Below are 25,068 nucleotides of genomic sequence, written 5' to 3'. Positions count from 1 at the left end.
GTCTACAGCAAGATCGTTTGTTCGTCGTGATCGTGTTAAAACGTTCAGCGGTCGTCACGCGATCCACGTCGCATTAGACGAATGATGATCAACAGACCAAGGATACAGAAAATCGCAGTGGCGGTATAAAAACTGGCCGGCACAAAAAATCGGACAAGAATGCTTAGCAGTATAACGGTTACTACAATGACAATTATTCTGGTCACTTAACTATACCACTCTGTTGCTGGAAGTGACGCCAGCGCATACAGGCGCGCTTCTGTCCGGCTGAGGGTCCAGCCGTCTACGTAAACTGTGTCGGCGTTCGCGAAGTCGTTTCGGATTTCCTGCATCCAACGGCGACAGATCAGGTTTTGCGGTTGCTCGTTGCTGATCTTCAAGGCGCTGCGCAGGTCATATGCGTTCGTTTCGACGACCCCCGCGCGTATGATTACCTTTCCGATTTTGGATGCTGGACCTACGTAGTTATTGGGCTCCATGTCGATCATTTCTGCTGATGCGCCCTGACCGTTCAGCGCAAAACCAGCGAGCCCGCAGATAAATCCGCGACGATTGAGCAGGCTGTGGGTCGATGTCATAATCTGCCCTCCGCAGCGGCATCCTTGAAATAGTCGGCCATCCTGATCGCCAATGCCCCGATGGTCAGTGTCGGGTTCGCGTAGCCCATCGTCGGAAACACTGAACAGCTGCATATATACAAGTTTGACATGCCATGGACGCGGCAGTCTGCGTCCACAACGCCTGTTTTTGGATCAGCAGACATGCGTGTGGTCCCGCAATGGTGTTTGCCGCGTCCGACGTATGCGGGCCAAGTGTAATCATCCCTCAAAACTTCGGTCCATGCACGGCCGATACCCAGCCGACCAATTTCATGTATCAAAAGTTCTGAGGCGCGTTTGACTGTTTGCATTTCCATATCCGTCAATTGCCAGTCCAATGCGACGCGATGCTGCCCAAACATATCTTTTTCGGCAACAAGATGAACGGAACTGTCCGGATTTGGCACACACTCAAAAGTCAGCCAAGGCGCGAACCAAGGCCGGTCTATGAACGTATCGGTTTCGGCATCGAATTTGCGAATGATCCGATTGGTTGCACCGTCCAGATCGGTCAGGACATTCATCAGTTCAGATGAAAGATATTGCGGCGCTTCGTTCTCTCGCAAACCACCTATTAGCCTGCTGAGAGACATATCACCTGGCGATCGGTTTGTTTCGAACAAGTGGAACACGAAACCGGGCATTTTTTCGCGACGCTGCAAGGCTTCTGATGGGATAACAGCAGGTTGGACACCGCCAACCTCAAAGAAATGCTGCTGGGCATAAAGCGCCAAATCGTCTTGCTGATCTTGCGCAAAAAACGTCAGTGCGGGGCGCAATGCCCCGTGATCGCCGAAAAACTTGCCGACAAGGTCGTAATCGTTTCCGAGGCCTGCAGTGGCCGTGGAATTTGATAGCAACATTAGTCTGGGAATTTCGATACCTCCTTGCGCAAGCACGAAACGGGTGGCGCGCACACGGAACCGTGGCCCGTCGATACAGGCGACTTGCACCTCTTTCACGGTCGTTGCTGTGTCGTTGGTGAGCACATCCAATACATTTGCGTAAAGATACGTCGATATATTGGGGGACTGTTTTAGCGCGGTTTCGTATGTGTAACCGAATGCCGTAGGTGGACTTTCGTTGATCGGAAGGTTGACGAAAATTTCAGGATCGAACTTTATTGGATCTAACCCAATCTCTTTCGCCCAATATTCCATGTCGTATGGGCGTTCGGTTTGGAGTTCAAAATACGGTTGGGCGCGTTCATAAAATGGCGCGAGATCATCATAGCTTATCGGCCAGCCAGAGTGCGGAATTTCATCGCGTTTTTCAAAATCAATTGGCGCCAGCGGCATACAGTTTCCAGCCCAATGATTCGAAGAGCCACCCAGCATCCGCAGTCGTGAGTCGTCAAGCGGATCGTACTGAAATCCCAAAATGGGGCCCGCGGCAAGCGACTGCGTTTCCGGATCGTAGTTCATACCGCCGCTTTCCAGCAGGATAACGTCTAAACCGGTCCCAGAAAGTTCAAGCGCGAGGGTAATGCCCGCAACGCCGCCACCGACAATACAGATATCAGTCTCAAGTTCTTCACCATCTGGAAGTTGTCTTGCATCTAAAATCATTAATCAAACCTGTGTGCATAAAAAATTTATTGCCCTGTATTAATAGCCAGCGCGATCTAAACTGCATAGTCAGACGTCGGTTCGAAACAAATGGTCATGACCAAAAGCTAATTTGAAGGGCGCGAAATCCAGACCCCGACCTGTTTCAATCTAACAACCAACTAATCTTGGGCGGCGCGACCAGAATAATCCATTGTTCCTCGCGTTTGTGTTGGAGAGACTTTGTTCGTAAATTCTTTTCTCGCGTTGTTGTTCACGAATTTGGCGCATTATCGACAATCCCCCAATCCAGAGAAGCATGTGGAAAAGAATAAAGGGTTTGTAAAAATCAGCTTCGGCAAAGATGCGTGTGGTGACAGCCGCACTTTGACTGAGAAAGAAGATCGCAGGCATTGATCCAAGCGTCATCGCCCCGCGCAGCGTCCATCCCAGTGCCCAAGTCAGTGCCAGAATCGTCATGCCAAGTCCGATAAGGCCCTGATGGACCGCTATTTCGTAAAAGCTGTTATGGAAATTGAACGTCGTGTTCCGGCCCTTGTAAAAATCGGCATGGATTTTGCGAACAAGAGGCGATTCATCGTATCGCCAGAAACCGCCAGATCCGACACCCAGAAAAGGGTGTTCGCGAATTTGATCTTCGGCATACATCCAAAGAACGGTACGACCCGTCAACGACCTATCTTTGCCGAGCGCGTCAAGCACTGGCCCAATAACATCGCCCAGCGGTTCAGCAAGAACCCATGCCGCAAGCGCAAAGCACGCCGCCAATGCGATACAAATTGCCCCTAGTCTCAACGGGCGCAACCATGTGCCCAGTAGAACCAGCCCCGCGATAATCACGCCGCCCCCCGTTGCGATAGCGAGCAAAAGAGCAGTTGCTGATTGGCTTTCAACGATAAGAAATAGGCTTAAGAAAACGAATGATATCCCGAAACAGCGAATCCAGCGCAGCGCGCCTTTGTCCAGTGTTATGGCGATCGCAACGGTCCACAGGATCACCATATTGGTCCCGAGCATGTTTTTATGCGGAAACAGACCGGGGACCATTCGCCCGGTTCCTAATCCATATACCAAATTGAGCACGGCAACCGTACCCGTCGCGGCGAGCACGGCGTACAAAATTTGTCGCGGTTGCAGTGTGAGGACGATGACATAACAGATCACCATGGTAAGCATCAGATAGATCGATGTTTTGAAAGCTATCATCGGCTCCACTGCCCAAAGCGGCGAAATCAAGCACCAGAATGGCAACAGCAAAATAATAAGTGAACGCGACATCAACCACGTCATTTCGTCGCGTCTTTGCCAAGCACGTAGCGCGAAATAAAGTGCCAGCGGATAGAGCAAGAGTTCGTCACGCCGAAACTGTATGAACGTGACAAGAAACCAAAGCGTAATGGCCACCGAATCACAGTGTTTCACCGTAAACCTGAGAACCAAACCTTGGGGTTCGGGCACAGTGGTTCTGGAATTTTCATAATTTCCAGGTGTGGTCGTCATAAAATGCTTTCAATAAAAAATGGTCCGGAAGGTAAATAGCGACACGGCTCATATTCGTTGTATACCTTAAATCAGGAAATTTTTCTATCTGTTCGCGCGACCATGTTTTTAATCCCGCGCGAAAATTTATTTGAAGGTATAGGCGTGGTGATAATGCGGTCATTTTGCTCATTTGCTTTGCTGTCGTGTACCCGATGTTGATCGACAGCCACGTTCATATGTATAGCGGCGTCGACCGAAACGCATTTTTGCATGCCGCCTTCAATAATTTGACACAGGCCGGGCGTCGCGCTGGACTGTCTGACAAGCAATGCGTGCTGATTATGACAGAAACACCTTTGGAAACAGGAATTGATGATTTGATCTCAGGGTGCAACTTGCCGTCCGATTGGACTGTGACATTGCTGCCCGATGATCCACTTGTCGTTCAATTGAACGGCCCCGCTTCGCAAACCCTACTTCTTCTAGCGGGCCGTCAAATAATCACTGCGGAACGAATCGAAGTGCTCGCAATCGGATATCGCGAGAAGGAATTAGACGGTGAACCCATTGAGCGTGTGCTCGGTGCATTGCGCGCCGCAAAGCGACCAGTCATCCTGCCTTGGGGTGCAGGGAAATGGATAGGGCCACGCGGTGCAAAAATAGCAGCGTGGGTTGAAAATGGGCTCCCGCAGGGCATTTTCCTAGGTGATAATGGCGGGCGGCCTATTGGCTTTCCCCAGCCAACTGCTTTCGCAAAAGCCGCTGTTGTGCTGCCTGGCAGTGATCCACTGCCTGTTTCTGGTTGCTGGCGCGACGTCGGTCGATATGGCTTCCATTTACCCGCCACCATTGACCCTGCGCGTCCTGCGCAATCCATCATTTCCGCATTGTGGGACTTAGATACTCAACCCAAGTTGATTGGCCGAAGGGTCAGCTTTTTTACGTTCCTTATCCGGCAAATCCGGCTGCGTTTATCATGAATGGACTGCAACGCGCGACGCTCGATTCCCTTACCACAGCGCCATACGACATTCTCATCGTTGGCGGTGGAATCTACGGCGCAATGGCTGCGCGCGAGGCAGGAATGCGCGGCTACAGGACAGCATTGGTCGAACAAAGTGATTTCGGCGGGGGCGCATCGCACAATTCGCTTAAGATCGTCCACGGCGGTATTCGCTATGTGCAACATCTTGACGTTATGCGTTTGCGGGCCTCGGTGCGCGAGCGGGCGTTCTGGCGCCATGTTGCGCCAGAACTTGTAAAACCATTAGATTTTACAATCCCACTAACCGGATATGGCGTCAAAGGCCCGATAGTATTTCGCGCGGCTGCGATGCTTTATCAGGCTTTGGAATTGGGTTTGCGCGGTCCAGATTTTGGGAGTGCAGGTGTCGTCAGCGACGCTGTAGCACGGCAACAGTTGGGGCAATTGGCACCCAAAGACCTTACCGGCGGTGGCGTTTGGCGTGATGGGCAGATGTTAGATACCGGTCGGCTGCAGATCGCTGCCCTGTCTGCGGCCGCAAGATACGGTGTGCACATCGCCAATTACATGGCGGTTGACGCACTAGCGCACAGCGATGGACGGGTTGGTGGCGCCAGTGTGACAGACCTGACGAACGGAGGCACCGGTAAGATTTCGGCGCGTGTTGTTTTGTCCTGTACAGGCGGATCTGCAAAATCGCTGGCGTCAAAAGTGATTTATCCAGAAGCCCAGGACAGATTTCCTACGTTCGCACGCGCGCTCAACATCGTTGTTGATCGTCAGATAGGTGACCGAGCACTGGGAATTGTCGGAACGGAAAAGTCGGATGCGATTGTTGATCGCGGCGGGCGCATGTATTTTCTGACGCCCTGGTCGGGTTTGACGATCATTGGCACCCACGAAGCCCCCGCATGCAGCCATGGGACTGACACGGCCGTTGACGATTTCCTCGATATCCTGAATCGCGCAGCACCCGCTCTTGAACTGAAGTCGACGGATGTTTTGCATACTTTTGACGGAATGATCCCCGCAGACGTGGATGATGACAGAACCGGCTCGGTGCGTCGTCAGACCGCTGGAACGCTGCTGGATCATACATCTGATGGTGCGGCGGGTTTGATTAGTGTCATTGGAGTCAAGTATACTACGGCGCGTGCAATTGCCGCGCGCGCAATGGATGTCGCGGCATTACAGCTTGGCGGCGTTCCTGCCTCCAAAGAAATGCAACGGAAGAGTCTAACAGAGAAGCTGCCGAATGCTGCCCATCTGCCTGTTGATCTTGACGACATTGAAGCGCTGACTGCGCGCATGGACCATGCCATGCAACACGAAATGGCTATGACTCTGGATGACGCGGTGAAACGCCGCATGCCTCTCGCTGAATCAGGCGCCTTTTCTGGATCGGAAGGTGCTAAACGGTACGCGCAGCTCAAGAATATTGCGTTAGAAATTGGACTATCGCCTGAGCAATTTCCGCACCGGAAGGCCCTGAAAAAACCGGCTTAATTTGACTTGAGTCGGATACAACGGATCCACCAAAATGCGATGAACAAGAGGCCGAATTGCGAAAATATGGCGCGCCAGCTGGGTGTGTGAACGAAAATTTCTTCGATTATGACCGTGTCTGCCGCAATGAAACTGCCACGCACCGAAACAACCTTTGCGCTGTCTTCTACGACGCCTTGCAAATTGAACCATTCACCAGTCCATGCCTGCAATTGCACAACATTATCATGATCGCGCTGTACAACCGCACGGTCAAATTCTATCGCAGTCCCTAGGCTGTTCGACCCCGGGGAAAGCGTTGCAGTGTAGTGTAAATCGGCGTTGTACGCCGATGACATAAGCGGAAATGGCAGGAGCAGGTAGATGAAAGCCAATATCGCGGATGCAGCAGGTCGCGTAATTGGGCGATGTACTGGACGACCAGGCGTTGCGGGAATTTTCACAAGCGCAAAAACCATCACACCCACGCCAGTCATCGACATTGCAATGCTCGAAACACTTTCCGGCCAATAAAGACCGAGGTTGAATAAATCCCACGAGAAAGGCGCGAACAGCAGGACCCCGTTGGCCCATTTCGTCTGCGTTGCATCAAGCAGCAGATGTAGCACAACACCGAAGGCCAGCAGCCCAAATGTTCGCCGCGGCCTACGAGACAGGAGCGCGAGGCCAGCCGCGAGAACCAGAGTTACAAAGAGGCTGCTTTGGATGGCCGCATATAGACGCAGTTGGATCGCCGAAATATCCATGGCGAGCCCCATAACAATGCGCTGCAAAATCCATGGGATGTCGGATAGGATGCAGCCAACAAGGATCCATTTAAAATCGGCGTCTCGCAGTATGCCCCGCGTGACAAGCGTATGAACTGCAATATGCGCAATTGTGTTTGGCATGGCCGTTTTGTTGTGCCTTTTGTCGCAATTTGGGTGATGGTGCTTAACTAGATGCGAGGGGTTGTTCCACTGCGGCCCTTATTTCTGCGCAAGTTTGCTGGAACTCTGCATTTGGGCGGGCCAATAAGTATTGCCTTTTTTTCGCGATTTCTTGCGGGTCCAAACTCACTATGAGATCGCATAAATCATCGGCTGACGGTGTCGGGATTGTCCAACCAAGCCCTTCCTCGACGCGGCGCCCCGTCTCTGTGTGTGCCACTGCGATCGAAGGGCAGCCATAGTATCCGGCTTCATAGATACGATTGGGAAGCAGCCATGTGGAATTTGTGCCCAGTTGCCAAAGATCCTGACTCCAGACCAGATCGCAGTTAGTGTAAATGTCAGCCAACCCGTCCGGATATGTATAGGGGCCAAGATATTGTAAATTGGTGGTTTTGGCGAGGATCGCATCAAAATCCGGTAGCGCGTGACGGTGAATGATCCCGTGCATATGTATCTCGATCCGGTCGCCAAGCCGGCGTGCGGTTTCCGCTAGAATTTCTAGGCTATGTGCGCAGCGCAATGTGCCGACCCACCCGATGCTGATAGGTCCTTCTTTGGCCTGCAAGTTGGTCTTGTCGGGCGCGGGGCGGTCGGCGAAATTAGACCCCAACCACAACTTGTTCTCTAACAATGTGACGGGCCCTGCCCAGCCCTGCACAGGCTTAAAATAGTCATTTACAAACGCAGGCGACGACACGATGAGCGCTGATGTGCGTTTTAGCAACATGCGTTCGAACGCGCGCACAAGGCGCCCTTTGCGCCCCTGATCCGTCATGAGCCCGTGTATGTCGAGACATTCGTAAATTAAGGGTGGCGCTGGTCGCATCATAGTGCGAGCGGCGACTGCGATCGCAAGCATATCGAGATTGCGTGCGACGATCACATCAAAGTTTTGAAGCTGTTTGCGGTGTTTAGGTAAGGTTGCGATGGCGCGTACAATAGCGCATAGGCGCTGACCCATGGCGGCATGGTGCGTTGTGCCAAGGTGGATATTGTCCCAAAAAACCGCAGGCCCATCATCATTACCATCGACGTCCCGCCGCATAGTCACGGCCCGCAAATCAAGGCCACAATCTAGAAAAGAACGGATTCTGCGAAGGTGCGACGGTTCTGATGAATCAAACCCCAAAAAAAGCAGGCGAGTCCGATGGCCAGCTTCACCATCATCAGCGGCGGGTGCTGTAAGCGACTGGGTCATGGAATTCTCCTTGCCATGACAAATACCGCGCGCAAAGCGTTACGGCGTTCTAAAATTAATCATGACGTGGCTGTTGCGTCTAATTGGACGCCCTTTTCGTTGGCCACATCATACGGATCGGTTCGTTCAATTGCAGACATCATGGGTGTTTCGGTCGATTTGTTGTGTCCGCGGGATAAGGCGATCGCCAGTTGTGTAATTTTCATTGCCTCCCCCAAATTCCTTGCGCGAATGGCATCCCGCAAACGCCAGCGAAGCCCACGACGCAAAGCCCTTGCGATGGCTGTTCCAGAAATGTTTGATTGTGCAAGATCGGATAATGTGGCCCGTATTTCGGGGGTTGTTGCGCGGTAAATACCATGTTTGCCTGCCATGGCGCGTCGGCAAATTGCTGTTTCTACGGTCGACAACGGGCAATCTGGCGCAATGTTCGCAGCAACTTTGAAATCCGCACAGGCCAGACCCCAATCGGTGCGACGCCCATAGATACAGGCCCGTTGCAATAAAGCGGCGCGGTGGCTTGCCTGTGGCGTGCCACCATACATTGTCGCATAGCGCGACAGCGGAATACTGTCGTAGAAAGGCTTGAACACGGCGCGATCCGCTGCCTCCCAAACCTCGTCTGACCGTGCGGCGGAATGGCGGGCAGCTGCTGGGCCTCTTTCTCCGTCGTGTTTGCGCTGCAAGAACAACGGCGTATCCGTCACTACCACAGGTTTGTGCAAAGCAAGACGGACTATCATATCGTAATCAATGGATCGCGGCAGATCTTCCTTGAAAGCACCCACTGCGTGGTAGGCCGTGCGTCGCACCAAAGTTGCGTTTTGAAACAGAAAAATATCTTCAAGGAGGTGTCGCAGTACAGATCCTTGCGACAGGTCCGGCCAGTACCCCGGACCCTGTTCAATACGGTCACCGGATGTGGGGTCGGTATGGAAGCGGCGATAACCACCCCCTGACGCACCCGCATCAGGGTATTTCACGAGCAGTCCTACCAAAGTTTCAACAGCATGGGGCAAAGCGATGTCATCGTCGTCGCAAATCCAGATCAAATCACCTGTCGCTTTGGCAATTGCAGCGTTGAGCGCGCGCGATTTGCCGCCGTTTTCTGCCCTGAAATACCGGATTGGACCATTTGCAGCACGCACTACGGATTCGGTTTCATCAGTCGATCCGTCGTCCCAAACAATTACTTCATCTACTTGACATGTTTGATTAAAAATAGCCGCAAGCGCCTCCGATAAAAACGCCGCTCGGTTGTACGTGGGTACAATCGCGGTAATTTTTTGGGACGCCATTTGCATTTATCCTTCGACGGACGCATTAATTTTGTGTTAATTGTCGTATTATTCAATAGCCGAAACTTGGTCAGCTTGTCAGCTATTTAGGTATCGGCAAAATTTATTTTTGGAATTTTCCATGCTGGCACGTGTGAATATGACGCCACTGTTATGTCTTGCGCTATCTGTTTTGTTTTGTCTCGGTAAATTGCTGCCGGCGCATGCGCAGTCTACCGATGAATTGCTATCGACACCTTCTGCCGAAATCGCGGGACAACTTAGCGATAGTATTTACGATTTTGGCCCTTTGGATGAAATTAGATTACGCGTTGTCACATGGGACAATACGGCATTGGCTTTCCGCAATCTGGATGTTGTTAGCGGCACTTATGTGATCAGCACAGACGGTCGCGTGATGTTGCCAATTATTGGCGGAGTTGATGCCGTTGGGAAAGGCGCCACTCCCCTTTCAAATGATATCGCAGCCGCGTTGAAGGACCGCCTTGGATTGAACGAACTTCCAAGTGTCACTATCGAAACTGCGGTTTTTCGACCGGTGTTTGTTTTGGGTGATGTTGCCCGGCCCGGCGCGTACGAATTCCGGCCCGGAATGCGTGCGGTGCATCTATTGGCGCAAGCCGGCGGGTATTATCGGGCATCTGATGTGGATGGTGGCAGGTTAGAATTGGAAACCTTACGTGTTGTGGGAAACCTGCGCGAGATTGAACTTAACCTTGCAATATTGCGCATTCGAAAGGCACGTCTAGAGGCAGAAGCAGCAGGCGACGCATCCTTTGAATTGCCAGATAATTTAATGCATCCGGACGGCGCTGCTGCAGTAAACGCAATCCTTGTGCGCGAACGCGAAATTTTTCAGACACAACGCGAATCTCATGCGTTGGAAGTCGAATCGCTCGAATCTTCTCGGGCGTTGCTAGAACGTGAAGTAACTGTTCTGAAACAAAAGCTGGAAGGTATCGCCGTTCAGGTTGGTATTATGGCTGATGCGGTCGGAAATCTAGAATCGTTGTTAGACCGTGGCCTTACCCGATCGCCCGCTTTGCTGAATTCCCAGCGCGCCCTCTTCGAGCTCGAAGCGCGGCACTTAGACGCCGAAAACCAAATTTTCCGTGCCAGCCAGTCGTTGAAAGAGGTCGAGCGTGACTTGATCGAAACGGTGCAGCGCAAAATTCGTGAAAACCTGACCCAATTGCAGTCTATCAATTCTGAAATCGACCAATTGACGTCACGCCGAGAGACTCAGCGCGGCGTATTGGCTGTTACAAATCAAGCTGCGACGCTCATAGACGAAGCAGAGACGAACGTACCGCAACCCGTCTTCAGGATCGCACGTGATGTTGGTGGGGCCTTTATCAGCGAAACAGTGACACCAGACGTCATATTGCGCCCTCTGGATACGCTTGAGATCAGTTTGTCGCAGAAGGAGGCCCTACCATCGAACTAGTAGTAAACGACCAGTTTCGGCAGCTTATTTGTCGGCCATCCGATCGCACGTGCCAGCGGTGCAGCGATCCCACAACGGCTGGAACGTCTGTAGGGGCGAAAGGTCTAGTATCATGTTAGATGTAAACGAATTTTGGACGTCTGAAGAGGTACTAAACCGCCCCGATGTATCGGTAATTGTGCCTCTACATAACGAAGAGGAAAGCGTTGGGCCGCTTCACGCGGCGATCATCGCGGCGCTAGAACCGACCGGTCTCGCGTTCGAAATTCTGCTTGTCGATGACGGCAGTCGAGATAACACTCGTTTGCGTTCCGCTGCTATTGCAGCTGATGATGACCGGGTCGCGGTATTGGAGTTCCGGCGTAATTTTGGCCAAACAGCGGCCATGCGCGCTGGTATCGAATACGCGCGTGGTCACTTCTTGGTCACGATGGATGGCGACCTGCAAAACGATCCTGCAGACATTCCGATGATGCTTAACAAGATGCACGAGGGATATGATCTTGTCGTCGGCTGGCGCATCAATCGAAAAGATAAGGCGTTGTCGCGTAAGTTACCGTCCAAAGTTGCCAATTGGCTAATCGGTAAAGTCACCGGATTGCCGATCCGCGACAACGGGTGTTCGCTGAAAGTTTATCGCGCCGAAGTCATTAAAGCAGTGCCGCTCTATTCCGACATGCACAGGTTCATTCCCGCCATGACAATCCCGATGGGTGCGCGAATTGCACAAGTTGGCGTTCGTCACCACGCCCGCCAATTCGGCGAATCCAATTACGGATTATCGCGTGTATTCAAGGTTTTGCTGGATCTTATTTCAATCAAGTCGTTACTGTACTTTGGCCGCCGCCCACTGTCTGCGTTCACGTTTTCGGGGGGGGTATTTGCGCTTCTTTCACTGACGTCGTTGATCTTTCTGGGTGCGACCGCCGATGGCTCGCAGGTCGTGCGCATGACGTTAACCGGGCTCTTTGGTGTTACGTCGATATTCTTATTGTTGTGTGGCGTTCTCGTGATGCTGGCTTTTCGCAACGCCGCCACTTTGGATGGCGAAGACGAAAACCGGACATGAAGCGTCAAATGGAGGTTATCTAATTATGAATAATGCTTTTAACGCGGAAATACCGCAAACGCCCGAGTTGGATTCGACACTCGATTTATCAGTTGTCATCGCAGTTGACGGCGCGCCTGATTTACCCGGTACGGTGAGTTCTTATCGTTCGATGCTAGACGCACTTAACATGACGTATGAAGTCATTTGCGTCATCAATGATACCGATGATGCCCTGCGCAGGTCGCTGGATAACTTGACCGATAGCTGGGACGAACTGGCCATAATCGGTCAGCGCGCGTGGAACGATGAAGACGCGGCCCTGCTAAGAGCAGTGAACCGCTGTCGCGGTGAATATGTGCTGACCGTGGCTGGTTGGCCTGAACTTGATCCGGCGTCGCTTCCGGCTTTGATTGAAGCTGTACGCGACAAAGATATGGTAGTGGCAGCACGCGAAGGGCGGCAGGCGTCGCACCGTAACCGGGTTTTACAGTGGATATTCTCAAAATACTTCGGAAATTCGGTATCTGATATTTTCTGTCGCACGCGCATTGTTCGCCGCGAGGTTCTTGAAGAAATCTGTGGTTTTGGCGTTCGCCAGCACTTTCTACCTGCCATCGCGAGTGAACTTGGCTATTCGGTCACAGAACTTACTTTGCCTCAGGCTGATAGCGACGCGCCGGGAACTGCGAAGTTTGTGTTTAAACCCTTTGCACATGTGCGTGCGCTTTTCGATGCACTAATGTTGTATGTTGTTCTCAAATTCTTGCGGCGCCCGCTGCGGTTTTTTGGTGCGATCGGAATGCCGATCCTGCTGGTCGGATTCATGATTACGCTGGTCTATCTCATCGGCCGCATATTTGGCATGATGTCTCTTGCCGATAGGCCGGGGTTGATTTTTGCAGTCCTGATGGTCGTTTTGGGAATTCAGATTATTGCGCTGGGGCTAGTCGGAGAGATTATTGTTTTTGCCAAAAGTCGGAAACAAAAACAATACGCAGTAAAGGCATTGATCCGGCGTGGTCCAAATGACTCGTGATCAACGCACCACAAAACGAATCGAGAGTACACTTTTTCGCGTGTTTAAAACGCATCGCTTGAGACAATGCGATGCGCCTGTTAACCTGAAAGGATAGAATTGTCGCACGATGCTTGTTTAGATAGTATGACGATCATAGTTTTTTGATTTATTTATGTAAGTTCCGCGTTTCCCATTATATTATTTTCTTCGGGATTTGCGGACATTGTGAAGACACAGGTTTCGGATGAACAACGTGGCGGATGATGGACTTCGACGGACGGCCCTCGGCCGTAACAATGACCATCGCGATGTCGCCGATGACGCTTCTTTTACCCTCAACTTAGGCGAAATAGCACGCATACTTTGGCGTAACGTTTGGGTCATTGCGCTATGCACGGTCATTGGTGGTGCAGTCGCGACCTACAACGTATTGCGGATCACGCCGACCTACGTTGCGACTGCGCAGATCCTATTGGGTCAAGAAAATCAGGCTGACAATGCATTGGGTTCGTTGTTTCAACAACTCGAGCGCGACAATAACGAGATTTACGGTGAAATCTCGATCATGACCTCGGGCCGTTTTCTGTCACGCGTGTCAGAGGCATTGTCGTTAGAAGACCTGCCAGAATTCAACCCCGCCTTACTACCGACGCCCCAAGAACCGTCATTGATTGAAAATGCGACGTCCGCGATTAAGTCGATGGTCAAATCCGTTCTCAGTGCGGAAGACAGCGATCCGGACCCTGCCCAACCACAAGATACTGACGCGACTTCGACGGACGACGATAGCGCGGCGGCCAATTTGCGGCTTGCCGCGTCAGCCGAACGGACTGTGCGTGGTGATCAAGCCGTTTTTGTCGATACGCTGGCAAGGCGACTGGTTGTGCGTCAGCAAGGCAGCTCTTCGGTGCTTGATATTCGTTTTACATCACCTGATCCGATCGTTGCAGCCGCAGTCGCCAATACAGTCGCTGATCAATACATTGCCTTCCAGCTTGAGGATAAGTTGGCGTCTATCAAACGTCTGACCGACGGGCTCGATGAACGTATTCTGGATATGCGCAGCCGACTTGAAGCGTCTGAACGCAATGTGATCGCGTTCCGTAGTCAAAGCCTTGATGGCGACAGCGGCGGGACTGGCTGGATGGAACAGCAGCTTGGTGAATTGTCGCGTCGTCTGGTAAACGCGACTGCACAACGGTCAGAATTGGAAGCGGAACGTGGACAGATTAGCACTCTGATAGAACAACAAGGTTTCGCCGCTGCTGCTGGGGTACTCGATTCCGACCTAATTCGCCGCTTGCAGCAAGAACGGGCCGAACTAGAGTTGCGTGCAGCACAACTGCGAGACAGGTTCGGTAGTTCTGGCGGTCGGATTGAAGATATTGGACAGCAAGTTACGGCCATCGACCAAGCCATTGAAAATGAAGTTCTGCGCATTCTGGCGGAGAAAGAGAACGAGGTCGCCGTAGCTGCCGCGCGTGAAGCATCCGTTCGTCAGCAGTTCAAAGACCTGAAAGAAACGTATTTGGAATGGGAACGCGAACAGATTGCGCTTTCCGAACTGGAACGCGAACGCGATGCTAACCGTCTTGTCTACGAAACATTTTTGACGACATACAGCCAAAGTACGGAGACGGTTGCTTTGCAGGCCGCCGACGCGCGGGTCGTCAATTACGCAGAACCGCCGCGCAATCCAGCTGCGCCACGCAAGAAGGTGAGCGTCGCATTGGGTCTGATCGCAGGTCTTTGTGCCGGTCTCGGGCTTGCCTTTTTACGAGCATTCCTTGATCGTTCTGTTGACGGATTGGTGAAATTGCGACGTCTTTTGAAAGGGATCCCGATCTTTGCAACAATACCTGTCGCACGCGGATTCCTTGGTCGCGTTGACCCGTTAAAAGCGATCGGTCAGCCGCGGAACGCTGCGCTAACGGAATCCGTACGGACACTACGCAATATGTTGATCATCGGGCGTAAGTCATCGGGCATGAAGATTGCTGTCATGTCAGCGCTGTCCAATGAAGGCAAAACAACAACAAGTTTGCTTCTTGCCCATGCTGCGGTGCAGGCGGGTAAAAGCGTTGTGGTTGTGGAAACCGACCTGCGGCGCAGTTCGATAGCGCGTGTATTGAATGCTCCTGATCAGCCTAACCTCGATGATCTGTTAAACGATCAAAGCACCGCACCTTTGCGCAGTATCCTGCGAAAGGATGAATTGACCGGTGCCTACATTCTGCCAGCGCAACAAGGGTCCGGCGATCCTGGTAGTGTGCTTTTGTCAAATCGAATGTCAGCATTGATCAACCGTCTCGAAGCTGAATTCGACATCATTGTGTTCGACACTCCACCAATGCTGTCCGTGTCTGATGCACTACCCATTTTGCGCAAGGCCGACGAAATCGTCCTTGCCGTTCGCTGGAAGAAAAGTTCGGCTGATGCTTTGGAGGATTGTTTGCGACAGTTGCGTGTCGCCGACATTACGCCAACTTGCGCTGTGATGACGATGGTTGGGCGCAGTGAACCGCAAAACTATGCGGCTGGTGATTACGCCGTTTACTAAGGCGATCCGCCATAATGTTCGCTTTGGCGCAGCGACAAGCAGCCTGCACACACTCCAACGTGCAGCATACCGCGCAACAACCAGCGGAAACGTCGCGCGCGAATAGGCGCGTTAAAAACGGTCATTATTCCGCAATATCCTGCCTTTAAACATGCGGAAAGCGCGAGCTTCGCCCGAGCAACGTTAGTTGTGGCAGAAGCTGCGTAGCTTTGCCCCATACGATAGCGTCGGCGTGCAAGCCACGTTAGGCTGAGCCTTGCATCAGGGACGCTTTCCCACGCGCGGGCGGCATCGCAGATTTCAAAATGTGCGCCGGCACGGCGCAGACGAAAGAAGAATTCGGTGTCTTCACCGCCAGAGCGTCCCCGCGCGAGATCAAATCGTTCGTTCTTCCACGGTACGTCAGCACCCCATCGCAAAAGCACATTTCCGCTAATGCCTGTTTCGACCTGCCCGTTCCGTCGCACTGGATAACTAGAATGGTAGTCACCCGCTTTGATCCAGCTTGGCGCGGTGTCGTCGTAGGATGCGATGACTGGCCCAAAAACGGCATCTGCTTCTGTGTGATTGGCCGTCGCTAAAAGCTGCGTCAACCAATCGGGTACGACCCATTCATCATCGTCCAAAAAGCAAATAAAATCCGCGCCCGCATCAACAGCATCAAGACAAGCGTTGCGCGCAATCGAAATATTGCGGGCCGGCGCATGAAGGTAGTGAACAGGCCACGGCAGATCGTCGGTGACAGCCGCCACGACATCCCGCGCACTTGGGGTGTCGTCATTGTCTGCAATTACGACGCGAACCAAGACGTCGGCTGCCAAATCCATAGTCGCTAAAGATTCAAGTGTGCGCACGACCTCTGGTCGGCGGAAAGTGCAAAGGAGGATATTCACCAATGTGTTCATCGTTGCACGCGATTGCCTAAGATCATTTGCCACAAGAATCCAGCACCCCAGGCATTGTGCATCGCACCAAGAGCAGCGCCGGCCCAAAGCCCGCAAAGCGTTCTCAGGCGCACCGTGGCGATCGCTGAAACGGCGACGAGTAAAACAAGGTAAGCTGCTGGAAAGAACAACAACAGCGGAAAGACAGGCGTCGCAATAAGCGAAAGCGCCAAAACGGCAAAGTTCACTGCAGGAATAAACTGGCGAATTCGTGGCCGCATGCGATGTTTGGTGACAGTACGTGCGCGGCCACGACCGTAAAACCAGTATTGCTTGGTGAGTGTAAGCAGCGTCGGCCGCATACTATAGTCGAGCCGAATGTCGGCATCCAATCTGATCCGACCTCCGGCCTTCGTCAGTCGACGATCAAATTCCGCGTCTTCGTTATGACTGAAGCTTTCATCGTAACCGCCGATCCGCCGGAACCAGTCGACGCGGAAACCGGCATGATGACCATGATCAACCCAACCGCTGCGTTGTCCGCCCCGATGAGCGGACCCACCCGATCCAAGTGGCGTGTCGGCGACCCATGCAGCTGCGCGTTGAAAGCAACCTGTTCCCACAGCATCCATTGGTGTGACGATCGATGCCGCCTCAGGTAAATCGCTCAGGGCTTGCGCCACCCGCGCCACATAGCGCTGCGGATAGATCGCGTGGGCATCACAACGAATGACGAATTCGGTGTTTTGATCTGAACATTCCCGCACAACCTTGTTAATAGCTGCTGCCTGTAAACGGGCGGGATTTTGGATAATAGATAGCGCTGCATGATCCGCAATCATTGCGGTCACAATGGCACACGTATCGTCCGTGCTGCCGCCATCTGCTACGACGACACGGGTGCCAGCGATCCAAGGATCAGAAAGCAATGATTCAAGGCATTCGCGAATGTGGGACGCTTCGTTAAGGGCAGGGATCGCCACCAGAACTTTTTCGGCGGGAACACAAGTATCAGTCGCTCCTGAACCCCGGTTACTATGGGTCATAGACCGGTTGTTAGGGGCTGTTTGGGCGTTGAAATCAAGGGTGCTCATAACACCTTAAGCATGCCGCATTGCGGGCAATCCAGCAAATCAAAAAGCGTTAGTGCATATAAAAAGGAAAAACGCCGATCTCTGGAAAGAGACCGGCGCAATCACAAGGAAGTAGTTTAGAAAATTAGAGCATCAGCCTCGATAAGATCGGTCAATGTCAGCCCATCAGTATCGCGCAATTCTGCGACTTCGATGAAGCTGTCTTTCCCGCCGTCGGTATCAATCGACAGTACAGAAGACGTGCCGCTCGTATTCAATTGCAGGAAATCGTCCACCATCTCTGCACTGATACCCAGCAACACATCTGAAAAGTCCAGCTTATCACCCTCGTTTACGGAAAAATCCTGAATGTCATCGCGGCCATTGCCGACATCTTCTGACATGAACAGGAACGTATCCGCACCATCGCCACCCGATAGTTCGTCCGCACCCAAACCACCGACGATAACGTCATCGCCATCACCGGTATTCACAACATCATTACCTGCACGAGCAAACACGATATCGTTAGCCTGAGTTCCGTTGAGTATTTCCGCTTGGTTAGTCCCAACGATGCTGTTTGACGAAGTTTCGTCGGCCACAAGTCGTAACGTACCCGCTGCGACCGAGATTTGTTCGGGCGTCATGTTCCGCAGTTCAGCAACAGACTCGGTGCCTTTGCCAGGAATTGTAATCGAGACAATAACGCCAAGATAACTATCCGCGACCGATACAGCTGCTTCCGCCTCTGCGGCGGTCCAGCCGTAAGCTTTGGAAATCTCTGTGAAATCAATGACGTCACCCTCTTCAGGAGAAAAATCTTCGATCCGGTCACGTTTGTCAGTAATGTCGTCTGGTCCCCAAGCAAAGATATCTGCGCCTAATCCACCGCCAAGATTGTCTGAACCTGCACCACCTTTAAGGATGTCGTTGCCGTCCTCACCGCGAAGGCGATCATTACCATCGCCTCCGATCATCAAGTCATTTCCGGCAGTGCCAGTCATCCAATCAGCTTTGGATGACCCCATAATCGTGTTTTCCGGCTCTGGTGTCGGTGCAACGTCAACAACAACGGGTTCGGGTTCAGCAACGACTGGATCAGGGGTGTCGATTTCTGTTGGGGTGTCGTCGATAGGCGTGACCGGCTCCTCCAAACCGTCATCCACTCCAGTGGGTCCTTCTTCGAACAGTCGCAGGGTGCCGGCAGAAACAGAAATCTGATCAGGTGTTATGTCCCGCAGTTCGGCAATCGCCACAAACTCATCGAAAATCTTGAGCGAAATCGTAGTGCCAAGGAAACTGACTGTAACTTTCAGTACTTTCGACAAAGTTGCTTCGTCCCAGCCTAGCGCTGCTACTATTTTAGTAAGATCGATGACATCACCGTCTTCAGGCGAGAAATCTTCGATGCGGTCGCGACCGGTCCCCAGACTGTCCATTCCCCAAACAAAAACATCCGCGCCGGACCCGCCGCCGATATTGTCTTTACCTGCACCACCATCGAGCACGTCATCACCGTCTTCACCACGCAGTCGGTCACGGCCATCATCGCCATAGATGTAATCGTCTTCCGGGGTCCCAATCATCCAGTCGTCATCTTTGTCACCGATGATCGGATTGTCGGGCGTAGGATCCGTGGTTGGGACATCGTTGACCGGTTCGCTAATTGTGTCCGCGGGGTCTTCGACAGGCGGTTCGACTACAGGATCATTGCCTGTCGTAGGTTCTTCTTCAGGATCGTTATCGACAGCGGGCTCTTCCTCGACCGGGTCATCAACAGGATCATTCGCGGGCTCCGTTGGATCGTTGGTTGGATCCACAGGGTCGTGTACGGGATCCGTTGGATCAGAAGTATCGTGACCGCCGTGATCAGCATCTGAATGTTCATCCGTCCTTCCAAACCCGATATCATAATCAGGATTGCCGATTTCCGGCGGAACGAAGTTGTGAAGATTGTACTTTTCCATCAGGCTTGTGTCGAAACCGCGCAGTTCGATTTCGATGACAACGGGATGATGTTCTGCTGTCAGACGGTCAGTGATCCAGTTAACCACTGGTGAATACCAAGTGCCATCGGCGCGTTGGACCGCGCCGTGCAAATCTAGGAATTCTTCCAACGTGAATTCTGAATGATAGGTCTTGTTGCCACCGTCGAGTTCGGCATCGATACCCGAAATCTGCCGATAATAGGGCAATTCAAAGTATTCGTTGAAGACACGTGTGCCAAGGCTATCGCGCGTTGTACCATGAATGCTCAGGCTTAAATCGTCTGGTGTGACCGTCAGATCGGCGCTTGAATACGGGGTGAAAGTCACATGATCGATTGGCGTGATATCACTGCTATCGACGATAATCGGCTTGGTATATTGGTCACCGATATCCGTTAGATGGCTCGTCGAGATAAGCTTGTCGACATTTTTGGTAGTGACATCAATCATCATGCCTTCATGGGCCAGACCTTGCACACCGTAGACAGTGCTATAGTTGGCCACTTCGACGTTATTCATAATGCCCGCCGACGTTTTCACGCCTGTCACGAATGCAGTCTTGGCGCCATCAGCCCCAATAAGCAGTGAATCCTTTAGCAGGTAATTCGACGTGTAATTCATCATATCGAACGCGGTGCCAGACATTTCCCAAGCAGTGAAATCGTCAATGACGCTTTGCAGGTCACTATCGTGGGAAAAAGCGCGGTGATAAATGCGGATACCGGTTTCAGCAGCAAGGACAGTGTTGCCCGAAAAGCTTGTGATCGCTGGTTCTTGGTGGTCGAGAGCAACATCAAAAGGAGACGGGTCAAATTGGACTTCATCCCGTTCGAACATCTTGCGATGCATGCCATCGCCCGAACTGGTACCAACATCAAAAATTTCGCGACCGATGAAACTCCACCCGACTTTTACGTTCGCGGCGATGTTATCGTATTGTTCGATAACGCGAGAATTGTTCTCGTAACCTAGGCCATCCTGGTTGTCCTTGCCGCGTTCGTTGTGACCTACGACCTTCGATACAAGATTGTTGGCCCAGATGCCCTGTTCATTCCCGGTTTCAGACACAATGCCCGCGCCAAAAAGATCATAAACGACGTTGCTGTCGATGATCGCGTTTGATTCATGCTGGGTGATGCCCCAACCCTTACCGCCGTTGACCGAATTGCCAATGATCTCAGAGACGGGTTCTCCTGCACCCGCACCTATCTGGTGCAAGTGGATTGAATAACGGCCCAATGGGTTACTATCATCGTTATCGATGGAGAAATCGGTACGCCCCATGTCACGGAATTCCGCATATGCGACAATGTTCGCGACATCATCCGGCCCGTCCGTGTCCCCGTTGTGCATCATCATATGGCCGCGAACGCCCTCAGGGTTCTCGGACGCGAACACAATATTACGGGACAAGTTTGCGACATAAGTGTCGAGATCAGCGTAGCCATCAGGTGGCATATGATCATGGGAAAGCGGGCTATCGAACGTGATCGTGTTGCCGTTGATCGCGGTGATGACACGCTCTTCGTCTTGGGTTTGAAGAACTTTGTCGGTCCAGTTGTTGATACCTTCGTAAGACGTCCCAACGAACAGCAGCGTGTCGCCGACGTTCCAGTTCGTTGTGTCACCGGTCACCGTGACAGACGTTGATCCAGCGGAAACACCATCCATCGTCAGATAGCTTTCCTTACTGGCGCCGTAGATGTCTACCTCACCGAAAGCCACAAGCCCGTGGCCAAGCTGGCCCGGATCAGATGCCACATCAATCGGCGTATCGCGGAAAATGACGACAGCATCGACACCCGGCATGACAGGGCTGTCTTCGGTCCCAATTTCGAAGCGAGATCCGTGCCCCGTAACGATGGTTTCTACAACCATTTTAGTATCTTGCGTCTTTGTCCAAGACAACGTACCGTCCACACGTATCGTATCTAGCGGATCGTCCGAACGTGCGTTGTAAATGACTTCTAAGTCGGCGGGAATGTAAACGCGGGCTTCTGCACCCGGTACGCGGCCGCCGCTCCAGGTCGCTGGGTCTGTCCAGTCACCTGAGCTAATGGCGGTGTGCGTTGCATTTTCCGGCGCGAGCAAGCCGTTTGCCTGCATCGCGTGCATTTCATGCATCGCGTCCGCTTCATGGTTCATTTCCATCGTTTCGTTTCTCCTATCGAGCTACCGCGGTTTTTCTCGCGCGGAGCTAGCAAATTCATAGTGTCCGGTGGCGCGGCAAAAACTTGCAAACCTGTGTTTGCTGTCGAAATGTTTCCGGCGCCCGGATCGGCGATTTTCACTGTTTAGGAACGCGTACTACAAACAGCTCTGCAGCATTGACTGACGCCCGCGACAGGCCATCAATGCCACTTGATGAATTCACGACACGGCAATCGCCACGTCGATTAGAGCAAAATGATTAAATCGGTCTTACTGCTTCTCTCGGACCTCTTTCAGGCCAGGGGCTGGCTAACCCAGCGGTAAAAGTTAGACAACGCCTTGGAACAGGTTGCCTGCGGTTGAGCTAATAGTGAGAGAATTGCTGCCTAAATTGAGAGGAAGTGAGGCGTGTTCATGCTCATTTTTAGGCAAAGTTGTGCTTCTGACGTAAAGTCAGCTTATGGGCGAATGGGCGGTTTTAAGTATTTTCGATGAATCTTACAGAGCGATTTGCAGTGAGAAACGACCCTGAAATGTGTCTTTCATCGGCGACGCAAACGATTCGTCACGGCTTGTGCAAGTTGCCGAAGAAACCTTCCAGTTGCACGCGGCCGTCGCCAAACCACTCTTGCTGCCCTCAAAGGACGACGATCACGTAAGGCCGCGAGCGCCTGTTCCGCACTTGAAAGGTCTAGGGTACTTTGCGCCCGCTTTTGCATCATCGCTATGCAATGAGGGTCAAGGTCTTCAGCATGTCGCGCAGCGAACGCCAAATCGGCGCGGGCCAGCGCCGTGGCATGATCCGCATTCAGTCGGCGTGAGATAGACTCGTGTCCGACGGAATAGACGTACCCGGGTTCGGCGCGAAAACGTATCGCCGCGCCATTCGTCAATGCATCAAGGATAAAATGAAAGTCTTCGCCATTGCGAAGATTTTCGTCGTAGCGCAACCTATGCTTCGTGATGAACGAACGGCGTATCACCGGCTTGAGGTATCCCAAGCTTAAGCCGGGCGTGCCGTGCATGTTACCCGCGATATATTCAGCAACGGTCCAATTGTCGTTTTGCGGATCCCCTGCAAAGGCCAGCGTTGCAGTTTGGTGGAAATCATTCGCCGCATCGCAGGTCATTATCCCGTCACAGACAATATCGGCGTCAACACTGTCGGCAAAAGCGATCATCGCGGCAAGCCTGCCGGAAACGAAAGTATCGTCGGCATCCAAAACTGCGACCCATTCACCTTTCGCCTCTGCAAGAGCGGCATTGCGCGCCACTGCCGGTCCGCCATTGCGCTGTTGTGACAGCACGCGCACTTGCGGATGGGCAATGGCCAAGTCCCGCGCAACAATGAGGGTTTTGTCGGTCGAACAGTCATCAACCACGATGACCTCAAGTGACACTTCTGTTTGTGCTAAAGCGCTTTCGACACTCGCACAAAGGCTATCTTCACTGTTCCATGCCGCAATGATGACAGTTGCTTGAATCATGTTTCAGTCCTACACTTGTCTTCGTGGACGTGTAAACGTCAGTGTACACCGGGATGGGTGACATGAAGTTCATGGTAAGTCTTCTGCTTGTTTGCTGCGGTAGCGTTGAAAGCCTTCATGCCGATACGACAGAAGTCGCGGATGCTAGTGCATTATATTGGCGCTCCGGTGATTTGCAGACCATAGACGCCAATAGCACTGTGCCCTCGCCCTACCAGGACGACGATTGGTATCGCTCGGATTTTGAGATCCAACGCAACTGGATTGGTACAGCATGGCGTGCGGAAAACGCTGTTTTCGCACAAGACAGACTTACGCTACGCCTCGCACCTGTCACTGATGACAGCACGCAGAAGTCCTTTTTGGGGGCTGAAGTACAAAGCAATGATGTCCACGGTTTTGGCCGCTACGAAGTCGTCATGCGACCGTCGCCTGCACACGGCGTGATATCGTCGTTTTTTACCTATACTGGCCCTCATTTCGATGATCCCCACGACGAGATCGACATCGAATTTCTCGGCCGCGATACGACACGGATGTGGGTTCTGGCTTTTTCGGACGGCAAGAAACTCCCTGGGAAATGGCTAGAGCTTGGGTTTGACGCTGCAGATGCCGCACATCTTTACGCTTTTGATTGGACTGCCGACCGCATCGTGTGGTTTGTCGATGGTAAGGAGGTTTTTCGCGTCAATTCCCAGAACCCACCTGCCCCACATCATGCGGGCAAGATTTATATGAATATTTGGGCTGGCGGTCCGAGCCAACGTAATTGGTCCGGTGAAGCCCCAGCCGATACGCAAGCTGAGGCACAATATTACTGTGTTTCTTACCAACCCACAGGTGTGAAGACACCGCAGTGTTCGGATACTTTTTCAATTGAATGAGCAAAATTTCGTTGCGACCATCATTATTTCTGCGTTCAACGCCGAAAAAACCATAAATGCCGCCGTTGCCAGTGCGCTTGATCAAACGGCAGCGGTAGAGGTCGTCGTCGTTGACGATGCGTCCAAAGATTCAACTGCGCAGTTGGTTCAGGCGGCTGCTGATAACGTACCTAACCTGCGCTTGCTGCGGCAAGCTGTGAACACAGGTCCGGCGGAGGCGCGTAACCTTGCCCTTTCCAACAGCACAGCGCCTTGGGTTTCGGTGCTGGACGCGGATGACATCATGGCCGTGGACCGGATCGCGAAACTCGTGAAGCGGGCAACAGACGAAAACCTAGATTTCTTGGCCGACGACATTGAAAAATGCTATCCTGGTCAGGACGCTATTCATCGCACGCGGGTCTGGTCGGATACAACGATTGGACTACGCCACATCGATGCCGCGCGCTTTATCCGCTCCAATCTCGCCAGCGGGCGCGGGGAACGTCGCGAGATGGGATTTCTGAAACCCATAATGCGGCGCAGCTTTTTGGATCGGCACAAGTTACGGTACGGCCCTCTCCGGTTGGGGGAAGACTATGACCTTTATGCGCGCGCATTGATATGTGGTGCCCGATTTGGGTTGTGTGATCCCTGCGGCTATATCGCCTTTATCCACGACGATTCACTGTCAGGCACCCATCCGACATTTGTGCATGCGGATCTGATGGCCGCCGATGACCGAATGCTCGCCTTGCCAAATCTGACCGAAGAGACGCGCCGTGCTTTGTTTGATCATAAGTTGGAGCATCATAAAAAATGGGTCTGGCGACGTCTGATTGACGCGGTTCGCGAACGGCAACCGCTGGAAGCGATCAATTGTTTTCGTGCGCCTGTTCCGGTCGCGTTGTCCCTCTCGCGCAAACTGGGCGCTGAAAGCATGCGACGGTTTGGCCGCCGCCTGCGGGGCGGCTAGGG

The 25,068-nt window shown here is 52.5% G+C and carries 18 protein-coding genes; 8 read left to right on the top strand and 10 right to left on the bottom strand.

The genetic code is table 11. The features are described from left to right. Positions 1-206 precede the first annotated feature (206 nt). The 3 genes from K3729_17990 to K3729_17980 all read right to left on the bottom strand — a co-directional run bounded on the left by K3729_17990 (position 207) and on the right by K3729_17980 (position 3,445). A complete protein-coding gene (locus tag K3729_17990; GenBank protein ID UWR01209.1) occupies positions 207-578 on the bottom strand; it encodes a hypothetical protein in 372 nt (123 codons plus the stop codon). Continuing rightward, a complete protein-coding gene (locus tag K3729_17985) occupies positions 575-2,167 on the bottom strand; it encodes a GMC family oxidoreductase (GenBank protein UWR01208.1) in 1,593 nt (530 codons plus the stop codon). The genes K3729_17990 and K3729_17985 overlap by 4 nt, the downstream gene beginning before the upstream one ends. A 150-nt stretch (positions 2,168-2,317) precedes the next feature. After that, a complete protein-coding gene (locus K3729_17980) occupies positions 2,318-3,445 on the bottom strand; it encodes an O-antigen ligase family protein (GenBank protein ID UWR01207.1) in 1,128 nt (375 codons plus the stop codon). Between the two features lie 545 nt (positions 3,446-3,990). On the opposite strand from K3729_17980, the gene K3729_17975 reads away from it, so the two are divergent. After that, complete coding sequence (locus K3729_17975; protein UWR01206.1) at positions 3,991-4,629, top strand: hypothetical protein; 639 nt, start codon at positions 3,991-3,993, stop codon at positions 4,627-4,629. After that, complete coding sequence (locus K3729_17970) at positions 4,626-6,140, top strand: FAD-dependent oxidoreductase (GenBank protein ID UWR01205.1); 1,515 nt, start codon at positions 4,626-4,628, stop codon at positions 6,138-6,140. The genes K3729_17975 and K3729_17970 overlap by 4 nt, the downstream gene beginning before the upstream one ends. Here K3729_17970 and K3729_17965 read toward each other — a convergent pair. From K3729_17965 to K3729_17955, 3 genes are read right to left on the bottom strand one after another with little or no spacing between them, the layout of a single operon-like run. Continuing rightward, a complete protein-coding gene (locus K3729_17965; GenBank protein ID UWR01204.1) occupies positions 6,137-7,030 on the bottom strand; it encodes a hypothetical protein in 894 nt (297 codons plus the stop codon). The two genes, K3729_17970 and K3729_17965, sit on opposite strands and share 4 nt — an antisense overlap. Before the next feature lie 43 nt (positions 7,031-7,073). Next, positions 7,074-8,270: a glycosyl transferase gene (locus tag K3729_17960; GenBank protein UWR01203.1), complete on the bottom strand. Its 1,197-nt coding sequence runs from the start codon at positions 8,268-8,270 to the stop codon at positions 7,074-7,076. A 59-nt stretch (positions 8,271-8,329) separates the two neighbouring features. Next, positions 8,330-9,568 (bottom strand): glycosyltransferase, encoded by a 1,239-nt coding sequence (locus K3729_17955; protein ID UWR01202.1) that lies wholly within the window; start codon positions 9,566-9,568, stop codon positions 8,330-8,332. Between the two features lie 121 nt (positions 9,569-9,689). Here K3729_17955 and K3729_17950 point away from each other — a divergent pair, with 121 nt between their 5' ends. The 4 genes from K3729_17950 (at position 9,690) to K3729_17935 (ending at position 15,644) form a co-directional block, all read left to right on the top strand. Further along, positions 9,690-11,015: a polysaccharide biosynthesis/export family protein gene (locus K3729_17950; GenBank protein ID UWR01201.1), complete on the top strand. Its 1,326-nt coding sequence runs from the start codon at positions 9,690-9,692 to the stop codon at positions 11,013-11,015. A 112-nt stretch (positions 11,016-11,127) separates the two neighbouring features. Beyond that, complete coding sequence (locus K3729_17945) at positions 11,128-12,084, top strand: glycosyltransferase family 2 protein (protein UWR01200.1); 957 nt, start codon at positions 11,128-11,130, stop codon at positions 12,082-12,084. Positions 12,085-12,109: 25 nt separating this feature from the next. Then, the gene (locus K3729_17940) at positions 12,110-13,102 is read left to right on the top strand and encodes a glycosyltransferase (GenBank protein ID UWR01217.1); all 993 of its coding nucleotides are present in this window, start codon (positions 12,110-12,112) and stop codon (positions 13,100-13,102) included. 226 nt (positions 13,103-13,328) lie between these two features. Beyond that, positions 13,329-15,644 carry a polysaccharide biosynthesis tyrosine autokinase gene (locus K3729_17935; GenBank protein UWR01199.1) on the top strand — a complete coding sequence of 772 codons (2,316 nt, stop codon included), beginning with the start codon at positions 13,329-13,331 and terminating at the stop codon, positions 15,642-15,644. Here K3729_17935 and K3729_17930 read toward each other — a convergent pair. From K3729_17930 to K3729_17915, 4 genes are all read right to left on the bottom strand, one after another. Beyond that, entirely contained in the window at positions 15,641-16,549 is a 909-nt protein-coding gene (locus K3729_17930; GenBank protein UWR01216.1) for a glycosyltransferase, read from the bottom strand. The genes K3729_17935 and K3729_17930 overlap by 4 nt on opposite strands. Continuing rightward, positions 16,546-17,574 carry a glycosyltransferase family 2 protein gene (locus K3729_17925; protein UWR01215.1) on the bottom strand — a complete coding sequence of 343 codons (1,029 nt, stop codon included), beginning with the start codon at positions 17,572-17,574 and terminating at the stop codon, positions 16,546-16,548. Before K3729_17925 ends, K3729_17930 begins: the two co-directional genes overlap by 4 nt. A 164-nt stretch (positions 17,575-17,738) precedes the next feature. Then, positions 17,739-21,740: a type I secretion C-terminal target domain-containing protein gene (locus tag K3729_17920; protein UWR01198.1), complete on the bottom strand. Its 4,002-nt coding sequence runs from the start codon at positions 21,738-21,740 to the stop codon at positions 17,739-17,741. A 542-nt stretch (positions 21,741-22,282) separates the two neighbouring features. After that, entirely contained in the window at positions 22,283-23,227 is a 945-nt protein-coding gene (locus K3729_17915; protein ID UWR01197.1) for a glycosyltransferase, read from the bottom strand. A 62-nt stretch (positions 23,228-23,289) separates the two neighbouring features. On the opposite strand from K3729_17915, the gene K3729_17910 reads away from it, so the two are divergent. Beyond that, positions 23,290-24,111: a family 16 glycosylhydrolase gene (locus K3729_17910; protein UWR01196.1), complete on the top strand. Its 822-nt coding sequence runs from the start codon at positions 23,290-23,292 to the stop codon at positions 24,109-24,111. Then, positions 24,104-25,066, top strand: a complete 963-nt coding sequence (locus K3729_17905; GenBank protein ID UWR01195.1) for a glycosyltransferase — start codon at positions 24,104-24,106, stop codon at positions 25,064-25,066. Before K3729_17910 ends, K3729_17905 begins: the two co-directional genes overlap by 8 nt. Positions 25,067-25,068 lie beyond the last annotated feature (2 nt).

It is taken from the genome of Rhodobacteraceae bacterium S2214, from assembly GCA_025141675.1.
Taxonomy (GTDB): domain Bacteria; phylum Pseudomonadota; class Alphaproteobacteria; order Rhodobacterales; family Rhodobacteraceae; genus Yoonia.
Note: the sequence above shows the minus strand (reverse complement) of the source record. Positions and strands in the feature narration are given on the sequence as shown.

What these genes read in the sequence shown, in the direction of transcription:
- K3729_17990 (UWR01209.1), bottom strand. Translation starts at nt 578, where the DNA reads ATGACATCGACCCACAGCCTGCTCAATCGTCGCGGATTTATCTGCGGG.
- K3729_17985 (UWR01208.1), bottom strand. Translation starts at nt 2,167, where the DNA reads ATGATTTTAGATGCAAGACAACTTCCAGATGGTGAAGAACTTGAGACT.
- K3729_17980 (UWR01207.1), bottom strand. Translation starts at nt 3,445, where the DNA reads ATGTCGCGTTCACTTATTATTTTGCTGTTGCCATTCTGGTGCTTGATT.
- K3729_17975 (UWR01206.1), top strand. Translation starts at nt 3,991, where the DNA reads ATGACAGAAACACCTTTGGAAACAGGAATTGATGATTTGATCTCAGGG.
- K3729_17970 (UWR01205.1), top strand. Translation starts at nt 4,626, where the DNA reads ATGAATGGACTGCAACGCGCGACGCTCGATTCCCTTACCACAGCGCCA.
- K3729_17965 (UWR01204.1), bottom strand. Translation starts at nt 7,030, where the DNA reads ATGCCAAACACAATTGCGCATATTGCAGTTCATACGCTTGTCACGCGG.
- K3729_17960 (UWR01203.1), bottom strand. Translation starts at nt 8,270, where the DNA reads ATGACCCAGTCGCTTACAGCACCCGCCGCTGATGATGGTGAAGCTGGC.
- K3729_17955 (UWR01202.1), bottom strand. Translation starts at nt 9,568, where the DNA reads ATGGCGTCCCAAAAAATTACCGCGATTGTACCCACGTACAACCGAGCG.
- K3729_17950 (UWR01201.1), top strand. Translation starts at nt 9,690, where the DNA reads ATGCTGGCACGTGTGAATATGACGCCACTGTTATGTCTTGCGCTATCT.
- K3729_17945 (UWR01200.1), top strand. Translation starts at nt 11,128, where the DNA reads ATGTTAGATGTAAACGAATTTTGGACGTCTGAAGAGGTACTAAACCGC.
- K3729_17940 (UWR01217.1), top strand. Translation starts at nt 12,110, where the DNA reads ATGAATAATGCTTTTAACGCGGAAATACCGCAAACGCCCGAGTTGGAT.
- K3729_17935 (UWR01199.1), top strand. Translation starts at nt 13,329, where the DNA reads ATGAACAACGTGGCGGATGATGGACTTCGACGGACGGCCCTCGGCCGT.
- K3729_17930 (UWR01216.1), bottom strand. Translation starts at nt 16,549, where the DNA reads ATGAACACATTGGTGAATATCCTCCTTTGCACTTTCCGCCGACCAGAG.
- K3729_17925 (UWR01215.1), bottom strand. Translation starts at nt 17,574, where the DNA reads ATGACCCATAGTAACCGGGGTTCAGGAGCGACTGATACTTGTGTTCCC.
- K3729_17920 (UWR01198.1), bottom strand. Translation starts at nt 21,740, where the DNA reads ATGGAAATGAACCATGAAGCGGACGCGATGCATGAAATGCACGCGATG.
- K3729_17915 (UWR01197.1), bottom strand. Translation starts at nt 23,227, where the DNA reads ATGATTCAAGCAACTGTCATCATTGCGGCATGGAACAGTGAAGATAGC.
- K3729_17910 (UWR01196.1), top strand. Translation starts at nt 23,290, where the DNA reads ATGAAGTTCATGGTAAGTCTTCTGCTTGTTTGCTGCGGTAGCGTTGAA.